The organism is Pseudomonas sp. NFPP02 (genome assembly GCF_900119355.1).
Lineage (GTDB): Bacteria > Pseudomonadota > Gammaproteobacteria > Pseudomonadales > Pseudomonadaceae > Aquipseudomonas > Aquipseudomonas paracarnis.
In genome coordinates, this window is record NZ_FPJI01000023.1 from 1 (window position 1) to 13,501 (window position 13,501).

Genomic DNA, 13,501 nt, shown 5'->3' on the forward strand with positions numbered 1-13,501 from the left:
CTCCTGGATGCGTCGGCGCAAGGTGTCGATGCCCTGGGGTTGAGGCACTGCGCACGGGCTGTCCGGGAGCGATGGCTGCAGCGCGGTGATGTGTTTTTCCACCATGGGCAGCAACAGCGTGGAGAAGTCCTGGAGCATGCTGCGCTCTTGCGCGGAAAAGCTGTCGGACGGGTGCGAGCGATACACCGACAGTACATAGCGCACATCGTCCTTGCGGCGCGTGAGGTGCAGTTGTGCGGCGAGTTGCTCGCTGCCCAGAGCCGCCACCGAATCGGTGTACACCGGGCTGATCTTGCGGCGGCCAAGGCCTTCGCGGCTGACTTGCAATTGGGTGATATGGGTGGCGTCCACTGCCAATTGGGTAAGGATCAGGTCATGCAGCATGCGTGGGAAATGGCGGCTGCCGGTGCTGGCGATGACCTTGCCTATCTGTGGGAACAGGTGTGAGTTCATCAATTCGTCCATGAGTTTCGTGCAGGTATCGGGCCTTATAGCGACGGGGGTTAAGAAGGTAACTAATGTGAATAACCTGCAGTGATAGTGCGTCCCGCCGCTGACATGCTAGTACAGCCTGGCTAAAGGAGGGGGATCCAATCTGCGAAAAAAAACATTAAACAGGCAGAGCGGCAGTCGGATCCTTCCGACCGCCGCCCAGGCACCGCATAACCCATGGGGTTGGACGCTATTTCATCGCATACGCCGCTGTCGCAATGGGCCGCAGGTTGGCAGCGCTGCACTTGGCCAGGGCCTGATGGATATCGGCCAGCAGGTCGGCAACGTCTTCAAGCCCCACCGACAAACGCACCAGCCCCTCGCTGATACCGTGCTGCGCCCGTTGTTCGGGCGTGTAGGTGGAGTGGGTCATGCTCGCCGGGTGTTGGGCCAGTGATTCGGCATCCCCCAGGCTGACTGCGCGGGTGAACAGTTGCAGTGCGTTCATGAAGCGCTGGCCGGTTTCGAGGCCGCCCTTGAGTTCAAAGGCGATCATGCCGCCGGGCAGTTTCATTTGCCGGTTTGCCAGTTCGTATTGTGGGAAAGAACGCAGACCGGGGTAGGTTACCCACTGCACCGCAGGGTGCGCCTGCAGCGCCTCGGCCACCGCTTGGGCGTTGCTGCAATGGCGGTCCATGCGCAGGCCCAGGGTCTTGAGGCCGCGCATCAGCAATGCGGCGTCCTGGGGCGACATCACCGCGCCGGTCAGGTCCTTGAGCCCTTGCAGGCGAATGCGCTGCGCCAGGGCCTGGTTGCTCACCGCGATGCCTGCGGTAATGTCGCCGTGGCCACTGAGGTATTTGGTGGCCGAGTGCACCACCACATCGGCACCCAGTTCCAGGGGACGTTGCAGATAGGGAGTGCAATAGGTGTTATCGACCACCACGGTGACATTCGGCTGCTGATGGGCCAGTTCGGCCACGGCGGCGATGTCGATCAGGCGCAGGTTGGGGTTGGCCGGGGTCTCGCAGTAGAGCATGCGGGTGGCCGGGGAGAACGCTGCTTGCAGGGCGGTGAGGTCGGTCAGGTCGACATGCCGCACCTTGATGCCGAATTCGCTCAGGCCGTGGTGCAGCAGGGCGAACGTACAACCATAGAGCGTCTGGCTGACGATGATCTCGTCGCCCGGGCGCAACAGGGTCCAGAACGTCGCGGCAATCGCGCCCATGCCGGAGCTGAACGCCACGGCGGCCTCGCCGTTTTCCAGGCTGGCCATGCGTGACTCCAGCAGGGCCAGGGTCGGGTTGGAAATGCGCGTATAGAAGTGGCCGCTGGCTTCGCCGGCAAAGCAGGCGGCGCCGTATTCGACGGTGGGAAAGGCGAAGGTCGCAGACAGATAGATCGGCGGGACGAGTGCGCCGTGGTGGTCCTGGGGGTCATAGCCGTCGTGTATGGCACGGGTGGAAAAGCCGAATGTGTGTTTATTGTGCATGTCGGGCGCTCCTTATTTCCTACAATGCTATGCTCATAACCACGGATGAACCTTGCAAAAAAGCCCGGAAAAACCTGCGTTTGTGGATCAAACACCGATAAAAATAATGATTAGAGGCACGTTATGCCCATCAAGCTGGACCGCACCGATAAAGCCCTTTTGAACGCGTTGCAGGGCAATGCCCGCCTGACCGTGGCCGAGTTGGCCGAGCGGGTGGCGCTCACCACTTCACCGTGCTGGCGTCGGGTGCGCACCTTGGAAGAAAGTGGGGTGATCAGTGGCTACCAGGCGATTCTCTCGCCCAAGGCACTGGGCTACGGGGTGACCGCGTTCGTCAGCATCATGATGGAAAGCCACACCCAGGAAATTGCCCGGGCGTTCGAGCAACGTCTGTTGGCCATCCCAGAAATTGTGGCGTGCCATAACGTCTCTGGGCGCTATGATTTTTTGCTGGAAGTGGTGGCCAAGGACCTGGAATCGTTCGGTGAATTTGCCCGAGAGGTCTTGCAGACCTTGCCTTGCGTCAAGGAGATCTATTCGAGTTTTTCCTACAAGTCGGTAAGGCCGCTGCGGGTAATTCCGCTGCCGGGTTGAGGCACGGCTTAGCGCTTCAGTCGACATCGTGTGGATACCCAGGCAAATCGAAGACGAAAAAAAACCGGCTGATCAGGCCGGTTTGGGGGGGCCCGCCAACAGTGCGGGGTTATACGTGGGTGCTCAGCAGACGCTCGGCACCGCCTTCAGCCAGGCCACGTTCCTGCAGACGATCAGCACCGCCTTCAGCCAGGCCACGTTCCTGCAGGCGATCGGCACCGCCTTCAGCCAGGCCACGTTCCTGCAAGCGATCAGCACCGCCTTCAGCCAGACCACTTTCCTGCAAGCGATCAGCACCGCCTTCAGCCAAACCACGTTCTTGCAGACGATCCGCGCCACCTTCGGCAACACGGGTTTCTATCAGGCGATCCGCGCCGCCTTCAGCGACAACCGGGTGGGCAAAAGCGTTTGCAGCGAGTACCGAGAAAGCGAGGCTAAGCAAGAGTTGGCGTTTCATGATGATGTGCTCCGAGTGTTTTAGTTGGGTGCCGTTTGGCATGGGTTTGATGTTACGCGTTGCATTTTTTTAGAGAACTTCATTGCGCTGATGGTGACTATCGATGCCAACGATGGTCCCGCTGGCGGGACCATCACTGCGGCCGTCATGGCATTTGCGGCAGTTCGTTGGGGCGCAGGTCAAACACCAGTACTTCAGCGTCTTCGCCGTGGCTCAGGCGGATCTGGCGTTCGTCCCGTACGCGTACACCGTCGCCTTCCTGCAAGCGCTGGCCGTTGAGTTCAACGCTGCCGCGCGCCACATGGATGTAGGCGTAGCGATCCGGTGCCAGCTCCAGGCGGGCACTTTCGTCAGCGTCGAACAGCCCGGCATACACCCGTGCGTCCTGGCGCACTTTCAGCGAACCGTTGGCGCCCTCCGGCGAGATGATCAACTGCAAACGCCCGCGTTTTTGCGCTTCTGTGAAGTGCTCCTGCTGATAGCGCGGCTTGGCGCCTGCTTCGTTGGGCACGATCCAGATTTGCAGGAAGTGCACGCCATGACGCTGGCTGTGGTTGAACTCACTGTGGGCTACGCCGCTGCCCGCGCTCATCAGTTGCACATCGCCGGGGCGGATCACCGAGCCGGTGCCCAGGGTGTCCTTGTGTTCCAGCGCGCCTTCGAGCACGTAGGAGAAGATCTCCATGTCGCGGTGCGGGTGCTGGCCGAAGCCTTTGCCTGCGGCGACGCGGTCATCGTTGATCACCAGCAGGTCGGAAAAACCCTGTTCCTTGGGGTTCCAGTAGTTGGCGAAAGAGAAGGTGTGGAACGACTTCAACCAACCGTGATTGGCGGCGCCGCGTTCGGAAGCTTTGCGAAGGGTCAGCATGGTCCAGTCCTCAAGTGAGCGCGGGCTGCGAGATGCAGAGCGCTTGCGTTGAGAAGAAGGTTAATGGTTAACGAATGATTGATTAAGAAGATGAAAATAGAATAACTGTCTCTTTTAAGTTGACAGTTGAAGTCGTGCCATAATGCCCGTCGCACTCCTTTTCGATGGACGTTTCCCGCTTATGAAAACCGTGGCCATGGCGCTGTTCCCGGACTTCCTGCTGCTCGATATGGCCGGGCCGCTGGAAGTGTTTTCGATTGCCAACCGCTACCTGCCGGCGGCCGACCACTACCAGATCCTGACCATCGGCACTGAGCCCGGTCCGTTGCAGGCCTCCAATGGCGTGAGCGTGCAGACCGACCTGCTGTTGGAACAGGCCCAGGCGGCTTATGACCTGCTGTTGGTGCCGGGCGGCCCCGGCGCCTATAACGAATGCCACCCCGCGTTGTTGCCCTGGCTCAAAGCTGCGGCGCCACGGGCTCGGCGTTTTGGCTCGATCTGCACCGGCGCTTTTGTGCTCGGCCACGCAGGTTTGCTCGACGGGCACCGCGTGACCACCCATTGGCACTACACCGAGCGGTTGATCAAGGCGTTTCCCAGCGCCATCGTCGAGACCGATCGCATCTATTTGCAGGACGGGCGCCTGATTACCTCTGGCGGCGTCACTGCGGGTATCGACCTGGCCCTGTCGGTCGTGGCCCAAGACCATGGCAAGCAAGTGGCGGTGGATGTGGCCAAAGTGCTGCTGGTGGTGATGAAGCGCCAGGGCGGCCAGGCCCAGTTCAGCCCGATGACTGCCGCCGTGGCGCCTCAGGAAACTCCGATCACCCGCGTGCAGAACCACGTCCTGGCGCATCTGGATCAACCCTTTACCATCGAGTCCATGGCTGAGTTGGCCGGAATGAGCGCACGCCACTTCGCGCGGCTGTTCGCCAAGGACGTGCAGATGACGCCCATGGCGTTCCTGCAGGGCGCGCGCATCGACCGGGCGCGGCACCTGCTGGAAACCACCGACCTGCCGCTCAAGACCGTGGCCTTCCACGCAGGCTTTGGCAGCGTGCGGCATATGCGTTTTCTGTTCAGCGAAAAGCTCGGGCTGAACCCTACCCAATACCGACAACAGTTCAGTTAACGACACCATGTCCGTCTCAGGCACCCGATTGTCCGTATCGCTCCCCGTGCCAGCATTGTCCTGTCATCGCCAACTGGCAAGATAGCGTCGAGCCCATGGAAAAAGGATGCGCAGGCACTCAAGCACGGGTGTTTCAGCGCTTTGACGGACATGCAAAATGGTACGGCGGTGAGCTTTGGCCCCTACACCTTTCATCGGCAGCAGCGGTTGGTCAGCAAGGCGGGCTGGCCGGTGCCACTGGGCGGGCGAGCCTTGGATATTCTCGCAGTACTGCTCGAAGCGCCCGGGCACTTCGTCAGCAAGGCGACCTTGATCGAACGGGTGTGGCCCAACAGCGTCGTTGAAGACAGCAACCTGCGTGTGCATATCGCCGCGCTGCGTCGTGCCCTTGACGGCCAACGCTGGATCCTCAATCACCCCCAGCGCGGTTACTGCTTCGCTGCGCCTGCGCAGGACGCGCTGCCGACGCTGCTGCCTCAGCACAACCTGGCTGCACGGCTCAGCCCGGTGTGGGGGCGAGATGAACTGGTGGGCGTGCTGGCGCGACGGTTGCCTGTGCAGCGGTTATTGACCCTCACAGGCGTGGCCGGTATTGGCAAGAGCACGCTGGCCCTGGCCCTGGCCGAGCGGGTATTGCCGCGTTATCGCGACGGCGTATGGTGGGTCGACATGGCCGTTGTGCAAACCCCGAGCGAACTGCTCGGTAGCCTGGCCAGGGTGTTGCAGTTGCATTCGACGCCCGCGAGCCTCAACGAACTGGGCCGGCGCCTGGCCTCGCGCCACGTGTTGCTGGTACTCGACGGCGCTGACCTGCTGCTGGGCGCGTGTCGACAACTGATGCGTGCGCTGCGCGAGGCGGCGCCGGGCATCAGCGTGCTGATCACCAGTCGCGAAGCCTTGCTGGCCCCTGGCGAGTGGATAGTGCGCTTGCCTCGGCTGGCAGTGCCGTCGCCAAAGGCGTTGGCCAATGTCGAGCAGGCGATGGCCTGTCCTGCGGTGCAACTGTTCGTGGCACGCGCGCGTGCCAATCAGCAGGGGTTTGATTTGCGGCCTCAGGACCTGGCGCCGCTGGGCGACCTGTGTCGGCGTCTGGACGGCCTGCCGTTGGCCCTGGAATTGGCGGCCGCCCAGGTGGATGCGTTGGGCATCGGCGGTGTGCAGATGCAAGTACGCACAGGCTTGCAAGTGCTGGCCCGTGGGCGCCGCACGGCAGTGGAGCGCCATCGCTCACTGACCGCGGCCCTGGATTGGAGCTACGAGCGCTTGAGCCTGCCGGAGTGCTGGCTGTTTCTGCAATTGAGTCTGTTCAAGATGGCAGTCACCTTACCCACCCTGAGTGACCTGGTGACCGGTACCGAGCTCGAACATGCCGACCTGTCTTACCTGCTGGCGCGCCTGGTCAACGTCTCGCTGCTGAGCGTCGAGCCCGGCCTGGGCCCGGCGCGCTATCGGCTGCTCAACTGTGTGCGCAGCTACGCCCTGGGGCAACTGCGCGACCCGCGTCAGGTCGCGCGTTTGCAGCAGGGCTACGCGCCTTGCCTGGGGGCGTTCTCAGGCCGGCCGTTTGTCCTGCAACTCGTCGAGCAGGCAGCGCACGCGCAGTAGATCCTGAGTGGCGAAGCCTTCGCTGAAACGTGCGTGGATTGAACTGAGCAAGTCCCTGGCGAGCTGAATGCGCCCCTGCTGTTGCCACAGTTGCGCCAGGGCTGCGCCGCAGCGCAGCTCCCAGGCCAGGGCGCCTTGCTGGTGCGCCAGGCCCAGCGCCTCCAGCAGCAGGGTTTCAGTGGTGTGCTCATCCTCTAGCTGCAAGGCGTACACCCGCAGAATCTCCGGGGCGCACCAGCCCGCAGCGCCACTGCGCGCACGTTCCAGGGTTGGTGCATCCACGGCATGGGTGCCGAAGGTGATCAAGGTGTCTTGGATCAGACCCAGGCCCTGCCAATCCGGTTGGCCAAGAATACCGGCGTAATGTCCGGCCCAGGTCTGGAACAACTGCACAGAATGCTTGTGCGACTGCTCCAGCAGCAGCCTTTGCAGGGCTTGGGCGTCGTCTTCGGCGCCGTTGTAGCGGGCGATCACCACCCCAGCCAGGGCCAGGGTGTAGCAGATCGAGGTGCCGTGGTTGATCTGTAGCGCCAACTCCAAAGCCTGACTGGCGGTGCGCCAGGCGCGCTCGGGAAAGCCCTGCAACCACAGGATTCGCGCCAGCACGGTCAAGGAGGCGACGCCCTGGTCGTACTGCACGCCAACCCCGAAGGCAAAGCGGTTCACGTGACCGCTTTGGGACATGCGCTGCAGCACCTGCTCGGCGTGGTGCCGGGCGAGCGGCTGGTTGCCGGTGTAATGCTGGCCCAGCGCACGCAGCCGCTGCGCGCTAAGGCCCAGCAACGGCTCGGTGCGTGGGTCGAGGCGTTCAAACTGCACACTCAGCGCCTGCGCTGGGCCGTAGCGCCCGGCGCACAGGTTCACCGCCATCAGCCCGGAGACCGCACGCAACTGGCCGCCAAGGTCCTGGGTTGTCTCGGCCAGGCGTGCGGCACCCTCGAATGCCGCAATGGTCCGAGGTGCGGCGCCCATGGCGTGGTAGGAGAGGCTGCCCAGGGCCAATTGCAGTTGCAGGGTCAATTGCGTGCAGGGCGCGGTGACCTGGCCGATCAGCGCCAGCGCCTGGTCCACATAGCCGCCGTGCTCTCGCAGCAACGACAACTCTTGCCACAGTGGCATCGCGCTGACCGTCAGGCGGATAGCCAGCAACTGCGCACCGCCATCGGCAAAGCCCCAGTCGAGGGCGGCACGCACGTCTTCGCGCAGCGGTGCGTAACGGTCGATCCACGGCTGTGTGGCGATCAGGTCCCAGTCGCCCTGGGCCTGTTCCATCAGCGCCAGGCAGCGTGCAGCGTGGCGCTCTCGTGTGGCATGCAGTTCGCAGGCCTGGCTGAGCTTTTCCAGGGCGTAGGTGCGGGTGATGTCCAGCAGGCGATAGACCATCTCGTCATCGCTTGCTTCCACGTTCAACAACGACTTGGCCACCAGTTGCGTAATGGAGCCCAGCACTTCGGCGGGGGCCACTTGCTCCCCGGCGATCACCGCCGCTGCGCTGACCAGGCTGAAGCCGCCACGGAAGACCGCCAGGCGGCGCAGGCAGATTTGCTCGCACGCCGTTAGCAGGTCAAAGCTCCAGTCGAGCGTGGCGCGCAGGGTTTGCTGGCGTGGCAGGGCACTGCGTCGGCCGCGGGTCAGCAGGCGAAAGTTGTCTTCCATCTGCACCAGCAGGCCCGGCAAGCCAAACCGTTCGATTTGCGCGGCCACCAGTTCGATCGCCAGGGGAATGCCGTCCAGGCGCTGGCAGATATCAATCGCCAGGGGCAGTTCAGCGTCGCTGAGGGCAAAGCTCTCCTGGTGGGACATGGCGCGCTCGATCAGCAATTGCATGGCCGGGTAACCCAGGGCCTGGGCGCGGTTGCCGGTGGCGGGCGGGCAGGCCAGCGGTTCAAGGCGCTGCACATATTCACCTTCGGCGCGCAGGGCTTCCCGGCTGGTGGTGAGGATGTGCAGGTGCGGTGCATGGCGCAGCAGGGTTTCACTGATCAGGGCGATGTCGTCGAGCAGGTGCTCGCAGTTGTCGATCACCAGCAGCATCTGGCGTGCCTGCAGGCTGCGGGCGAGGCTGGCCAGGGAGGCATTCTCGCCCGGCGTCAGGCCGAGCAGGGCGGCCAGGTTGGGCAGGATCATGGACGCGGCACTGAGCGGCGCCAGGTCCAGCAGGTGAATACCGTCGCGGTAATGCCCGATCAGCAATTCCGCGACCCGTAGGGCAACGGTGGTCTTGCCGATGCCACCGGCGCCGGTCAGGGTGATAAAGCGCTGCTGCGGCAGTTGTTGTACCAGGGCGTCGATCAGCGCTTGGCGGCCGATCATGCGCGTGCGTCGCAGGGGCAGGTTATGGCTGGGGCGTTTGGGCGCACCGTCGGTGGGCAGCGTCATGGGTTCGATGCTCAGTGGCGCAACAAAACTGTAGCCGCGCTGGGCGACCGTGACGATATAGCGCTGCCCGGCCTGGCCGTCGCCTAGCGCCTTGCGTAACGCAGCCATGTGCACACGCAGGTTGCCGTCTTCCACCACGCTTTTGGGCCAGACCCTTGCGATCAACTCCTGTTTGCTCACCACATTGCCGGCGTGCTCCAGCAGGATCAGCAGAATGTCCACCGCCCGCCGCCCCAGGCGCAGCGGGCGGCCGGCCTCCAGCACCAGGCGCTGGCGCGGGTGGATGCGGTAGGGGCCGAAATGCACGGCCTGGTCGCTCAAGTCATTCATGGCTGCCCAGGTTCTGGAAGAAGGGAGCGACCAGCATATTCCAGGTACGTGCAGACCACTAGGCAGCGATCACATCAGGTTTGCTGCGTGAGTGGTGGTTTCGCCAGGTCATCGGGTTGACGCCTTCGCTGCGGGTGAACATATGGCAGAAGTGCGCCTGGTCGCAAAAGCCACATTCCAGGCTGATCTGGGTGAGGCTCAGGGACGAGCCGGTAATCAGTTCCTTGGCGCGCTGGATGCGTTGCTGGCGAATCCATTCCTGGGGCGACAGCCCGGTGGTGCACTTGAAGGCGCGGGAAAAATGGCTGCGCGACAAGGCGCAGGCCTGGGCCAGGTCGGCGATCGCCAGGCTTTCGCCGAGGTTGGCGAGGATCAGTTGCTTGGCGATGCGCTCGCGCCGGGGGCACAGGCCACCGGTGGCGGGCAACCGGGGGGAATATTGCTCGAGTCGGGCCATGACAAATATCCGCAGTCGATGGGAACGTTCCCGGTGGATGGGTGCAGTGTAGACGCGCTTCATCTTGTTGCCGGAGCGCCTGGCTGACGAGTTAATCGTTGTTAATTTCGCCAGGTGCGGTGCCGGAAAAGACAGCACAGCTATGCAATCCCAGGCGTGCAGTGCATGCTTCCCTGGCCCCCTGGAAAACGTTTGGATAGCGCCCATGAACCGCAACGATCTGCGCCGCGTCGATATGAACCTGCTGGTGATTTTCGAAGCCTTGATGTTCGAGAAAAACCTGACCCGAGTCGCCGAAAAACTGTTTATCGGCCAACCGGCAGTGAGCGCCGCGCTGGGCCGTTTGCGCGATTTGTTCGACGACCCGTTGCTGCTGCGTAACGGCCGTGCCATGGAACCCACGGCGCGTGCACTGGCGATACTCAAGGAGCTGCAACCTGCCATGGACACCATCTCGGGCGCCGTCAGCCGCGCCAAGGATTTCGACCCCTCCACCAGCTGCGCGGTGTTTCGTATCGGCCTGTCCGATGATGCGGAGTTCGGGCTGTTTCCGTCGTTACTCAGCCGCCTGCGCGAAGAAGCGCCAGGCATCATCGTGGTGGTGCGCCGCGCCAATTACCTGTTGATGCCTTCGCTGCTGGCCAGCGGTGAAATCTCCGTGGGGGTCAGCTACACCACCGATCTGCCGGCCAATGCCAAGCGCAAGAAACTGCGCGATATCCCCTGCAAGGTCCTGCGCGGCGATGACGGCGAGGCGCCGCTGACCCTGGATGATTACTGCGCCAGGCCCCATGCAATGGTGTCGTTCTCCGGTGACCTGAGCGGCAATATCGACCTGGACCTGGCCCGCATCGGCCGCTCGCGCCGCGTGGTGCTGGCGGTGCCGCAGTTCAGCGGGTTACGGGCGTTGCTGGCGGGGACGCAGATTATCGCCACCGTGCCGGATTACGCCGCGTGCGCGCTGACCGAAGGCACACGCCTGCGCGCCGAGGACCCGCCGTTTGCGATTGATGCGGCGGAGCTGTCGATGGTGTGGAGCGGGGTGCATGACAACGACCCGGCGGAGCGGTGGTTGAGGGGCAGGATTGCGGAGCATATGGCGCGGGCCACATAGATTTGCCGGCAATTGCAGGAGCGAGCTTGCTCGCGAAAAACTCCCAGGCGCCACGTTTATTCAGAAAGTAGGGGTTATCGTTGACGTTTTTTGCGCGCAAGCCCGCTCCTGCAACAAGCCAAACAGCACATACATCCAATTCTCCCCAGCCGCCAAGCCGCCAGACTCTCCCCATCGCTCAATACTCCGGGGAAGCACTCAGCCATGGATTCAACCACCAACACCAGCCCCGACGAAGTCGTCACCCTGGTCGTCAAGCACCGGGTCAAACCCGGTTTTGAAGTCGAGTACGAAGCCTGGTTGCGCCGCATCGTGCGCATCGCGGGCGAACGCCCTGGGCACCTTGGTGTTGACGTGGTGCGCAGCCAGCAAAACGGCATGGCGTTGTTCACTTGTGTGCTGCGCTATAGCTCCACCAGCGCCCTTGAGCTATGGCTCGGCTCCCCGCAACGCCAGGCTCTGATCGACGAAGCCGCGCCGATGCTGGCGGACGGCGACCAGACGGAAATCGGCGCGGCCAATGAATTCTGGTTCACGCCCCAGGCCGAGGGTGGTGCCAAGCCGCCGCGCTGGAAGCAGGCGGTGGTCAGCCTGTTTGTGATCCTGCCGCAAACCCTGCTGCTGCCGTTTATCTGGGGGCCGATCCTGCGGTTGCACCCGTTTCTGTCCAATTACGTGGTCTCCACCTTCCTGGTCACCCTGACCATCGTGTTGCTGGTGGTGTACCTGCTGATGCCGGCGGCCACCCGCCTGTTCGCTCCCTGGCTTGAAGCCTCTGTAAAGGAAACCCTATGAACGCCGATCTGATTCTGTTCAATGGCCAGTTCCACACCGTGGACCGGGAAAACCCACGCGCCACCGCCGTGGCCATCCACCAAGGGCGCTTTGTCGCCGTGGGTACCGACGGCGAAGCCATGGCCCTGCGCGGCAGCGGCACCCAGGTCATCGACCTCAAGGGCCGCACCGTAATTCCCGGCCTCAACGACTCGCACTTGCACCTGATTCGTGGCGGGTTGAACTACAACCTTGAACTGCGCTGGGAAGGCGTGCCGTCCCTGGCCGATGCCTTGCGCATGCTCAAGGACCAGGCCGACCGCACGCCCACGCCGCAATGGGTACGCGTGGTGGGCGGTTGGAACGAATTCCAGTTCGCCGAAAAGCGCATGCCCACCCTGGAAGAACTCAACCAGGCCGCCCCGGACACCCCGGTGTTCGTGCTGCACTTGTACGACCGCGCCTTGCTCAACCGCGCAGCCCTGCGGGTGGCGGGCTACACCAAGGACACGCCGAACCCGCCGGGCGGTGAGATCGTGCGCGACAGCAACGGCAACCCCACCGGCATGCTGGTGGCGCGGCCTAACGCGATGATCCTGTATGCGACCTTGGCCAAGGGCCCGAAACTGCCTTTGGAATACCAGGTCAACTCCACCCGCCAGTTCATGCGGGAACTCAATCGCCTGGGCCTGACCAGCGCCATCGATGCCGGCGGCGGCTTCCAGAACTACCCCGATGACTACGCGGTGATCGAGCAACTGGCCAAGGATCAACAGTTGACGGTGCGCATCGCCTACAACCTGTTCACCCAGAAGCCCAAGGAAGAGCTCAGCGACTTCAAGAACTGGACCGGCAGCGTCACCCTGCATCAGGGCGATGACTACCTGCGCCATAACGGGGCCGGCGAGATGCTGGTGTTCTCGGCGGCGGACTTTGAAGACTTCCTCGAGCCCCGCCCGGACCTGCCGCTGACCATGGAACAGGAGCTGGAACCGGTGGTGCGCCACCTGGTGGAACAGCGCTGGCCGTTCCGTCTGCACGCCACTTACGACGAGTCCATCTCGCGCATGCTTGACGTGTTCGAGAAGGTCAACCGCGATATTCCGTTCAATGGCTTGCCGTGGTTCTTCGACCACGCCGAAACCATCACCCCGAAAAACATCGAACGCGTGCGTGCCCTTGGTGGCGGTATTGCGATTCAGGATCGCATGGCGTTCCAGGGCGAATACTTCGTCGAGCGCTACGGCGCCAAGGCCGCCGAAGCCACACCGCCGATCAAGCGCATGCTGGCCGAAGGCGTGCCGGTTGGGGCGGGCACCGATGCCACCCGCGTGTCGAGCTACAACCCCTGGACCTCGCTGTACTGGATGGTCAGCGGCCGTACCGTCGGTGGCCTGGAGCTGCACGCCGAGGGCTTGCCGCGCCTTACCGCATTGGAGCTGTTCACCCACGGCAGCGCCTGGTTCTCCTCCGAGCAGGGCAAGAAAGGCCAGATCAAGGTCGGCCAATTGGCGGATGTCGCCGCGTTGTCGGCGGACTTTTTCAGTGTCGAGGAAGAAGCTATCAAGTGGATCGAGTCGGTGCTGACAGTGGTCGGCGGCAAGGTCGTGTACGGCGCTGGCGACTTCGAAGATTTCGCACCGCCACGGGTACCGGTGCTGCCCGACTGGTCGCCGGTGGTCAAGGTGCCAGGGCACTGGCGCCCGACGTCGCCGATGCAGGCCCAGGTTCACCAGTGCAGCGGCCCTTGTGGCGTGCATGCCCACAGCCATGAAAAAGCGCGCCTTTCCAGCGTGCCGGTCAGCGACTTCCAGGGTTTCTGGGGGGCGTTCGGCTGCTCCTGCTTTGCTTTTTGAAAAACACCCCA

At 63.1% G+C, this 13,501-nt stretch carries 12 protein-coding genes; 6 read left to right on the plus strand and 6 right to left on the minus strand.

The window, feature by feature from the left end; translation table 11 throughout:
• The coding region (locus BT204_RS26345; RefSeq protein ID WP_175550991.1) for a LuxR family transcriptional regulator at positions 1–453 on the minus strand (453 nt) is incomplete at its 3' end.
• A gap of 229 nt (positions 454–682) precedes the next feature.
• Positions 683–1,924, minus strand: a complete 1,242-nt coding sequence (locus tag BT204_RS26350) for a methionine gamma-lyase (protein ID WP_072448801.1) — start codon at positions 1,922–1,924, stop codon at positions 683–685.
• Positions 1,925–2,047: 123 nt separating this feature from the next.
• Between BT204_RS26350 and BT204_RS26355 the strand changes: the two genes are divergently transcribed.
• Positions 2,048–2,518, plus strand: coding sequence for an Lrp/AsnC family transcriptional regulator (locus tag BT204_RS26355; RefSeq protein WP_014718112.1), 471 nt, complete (start codon positions 2,048–2,050; stop codon positions 2,516–2,518).
• 109 nt (positions 2,519–2,627) lie between these two features.
• Here BT204_RS26355 and BT204_RS26360 read toward each other — a convergent pair whose 3' ends face one another.
• Together BT204_RS26360 and BT204_RS26365 are read right to left on the minus strand one after the other, a co-directional pair.
• The gene (locus BT204_RS26360; protein ID WP_072448803.1) at positions 2,628–2,975 is read right to left on the minus strand and encodes a hypothetical protein; all 348 of its coding nucleotides are present in this window, start codon (positions 2,973–2,975) and stop codon (positions 2,628–2,630) included.
• 145 nt (positions 2,976–3,120) lie between these two features.
• Positions 3,121–3,843, minus strand: coding sequence for a pirin family protein (locus BT204_RS26365; protein WP_034127388.1), 723 nt, complete (start codon positions 3,841–3,843; stop codon positions 3,121–3,123).
• 181 nt (positions 3,844–4,024) lie between these two features.
• Here BT204_RS26365 and BT204_RS26370 point away from each other — a divergent pair, with 181 nt between their 5' ends.
• Positions 4,025–4,975 carry a GlxA family transcriptional regulator gene (locus tag BT204_RS26370; RefSeq protein WP_034127389.1) on the plus strand — a complete coding sequence of 317 codons (951 nt, stop codon included), beginning with the start codon at positions 4,025–4,027 and terminating at the stop codon, positions 4,973–4,975.
• A 150-nt stretch (positions 4,976–5,125) separates the two neighbouring features.
• Positions 5,126–6,580 carry an ATP-binding protein gene (locus BT204_RS26375; RefSeq protein ID WP_072448805.1) on the plus strand — a complete coding sequence of 485 codons (1,455 nt, stop codon included), beginning with the start codon at positions 5,126–5,128 and terminating at the stop codon, positions 6,578–6,580.
• On the opposite strand, the gene BT204_RS26380 is transcribed toward BT204_RS26375, so the two are convergent.
• Complete coding sequence (locus BT204_RS26380; protein WP_072448819.1) at positions 6,527–9,289, minus strand: ATP-binding protein; 2,763 nt, start codon at positions 9,287–9,289, stop codon at positions 6,527–6,529. The two genes, BT204_RS26375 and BT204_RS26380, sit on opposite strands and share 54 nt — an antisense overlap.
• Before the next feature lie 58 nt (positions 9,290–9,347).
• On the minus strand, positions 9,348–9,746 hold the full coding sequence (locus tag BT204_RS26385; RefSeq protein ID WP_034127392.1) for a helix-turn-helix domain-containing protein: 399 nt from the start codon (positions 9,744–9,746) through the stop codon (positions 9,348–9,350).
• Positions 9,747–9,951: 205 nt separating this feature from the next.
• On the opposite strand from BT204_RS26385, the gene BT204_RS26390 reads away from it, so the two are divergent.
• The 3 genes from BT204_RS26390 (at position 9,952) to BT204_RS26400 (ending at position 13,490) form a co-directional block, all read left to right on the plus strand.
• The gene (locus BT204_RS26390; protein WP_003191909.1) at positions 9,952–10,860 is read left to right on the plus strand and encodes a LysR family transcriptional regulator; all 909 of its coding nucleotides are present in this window, start codon (positions 9,952–9,954) and stop codon (positions 10,858–10,860) included.
• A gap of 204 nt (positions 10,861–11,064) precedes the next feature.
• Positions 11,065–11,655, plus strand: coding sequence for an antibiotic biosynthesis monooxygenase (locus BT204_RS26395; RefSeq protein ID WP_072448821.1), 591 nt, complete (start codon positions 11,065–11,067; stop codon positions 11,653–11,655).
• Positions 11,652–13,490: an amidohydrolase gene (locus BT204_RS26400; RefSeq protein ID WP_057974876.1), complete on the plus strand. Its 1,839-nt coding sequence runs from the start codon at positions 11,652–11,654 to the stop codon at positions 13,488–13,490. The genes BT204_RS26395 and BT204_RS26400 overlap by 4 nt, the downstream gene beginning before the upstream one ends.
• Positions 13,491–13,501 lie beyond the last annotated feature (11 nt).

Excerpts from the sequence above, each read along its gene's own strand:
- BT204_RS26385 (WP_034127392.1), bottom strand. The coding sequence starts at position 9,746 with ATGGCCCGACTCGAGCAATATTCCCCCCGGTTGCCCGCCACCGGTGGC.
- BT204_RS26375 (WP_072448805.1), top strand. The coding sequence starts at position 5,126 with ATGCAAAATGGTACGGCGGTGAGCTTTGGCCCCTACACCTTTCATCGG.
- BT204_RS26355 (WP_014718112.1), top strand. The coding sequence starts at position 2,048 with ATGCCCATCAAGCTGGACCGCACCGATAAAGCCCTTTTGAACGCGTTG.
- BT204_RS26380 (WP_072448819.1), bottom strand. The coding sequence starts at position 9,289 with ATGAATGACTTGAGCGACCAGGCCGTGCATTTCGGCCCCTACCGCATC.
- BT204_RS26360 (WP_072448803.1), bottom strand. The coding sequence starts at position 2,975 with ATGAAACGCCAACTCTTGCTTAGCCTCGCTTTCTCGGTACTCGCTGCA.
- BT204_RS26400 (WP_057974876.1), top strand. The coding sequence starts at position 11,652 with ATGAACGCCGATCTGATTCTGTTCAATGGCCAGTTCCACACCGTGGAC.
- BT204_RS26365 (WP_034127388.1), bottom strand. The coding sequence starts at position 3,843 with ATGCTGACCCTTCGCAAAGCTTCCGAACGCGGCGCCGCCAATCACGGT.
- BT204_RS26350 (WP_072448801.1), bottom strand. The coding sequence starts at position 1,924 with ATGCACAATAAACACACATTCGGCTTTTCCACCCGTGCCATACACGAC.
- BT204_RS26390 (WP_003191909.1), top strand. The coding sequence starts at position 9,952 with ATGAACCGCAACGATCTGCGCCGCGTCGATATGAACCTGCTGGTGATT.
- BT204_RS26395 (WP_072448821.1), top strand. The coding sequence starts at position 11,065 with ATGGATTCAACCACCAACACCAGCCCCGACGAAGTCGTCACCCTGGTC.
- BT204_RS26370 (WP_034127389.1), top strand. The coding sequence starts at position 4,025 with ATGAAAACCGTGGCCATGGCGCTGTTCCCGGACTTCCTGCTGCTCGAT.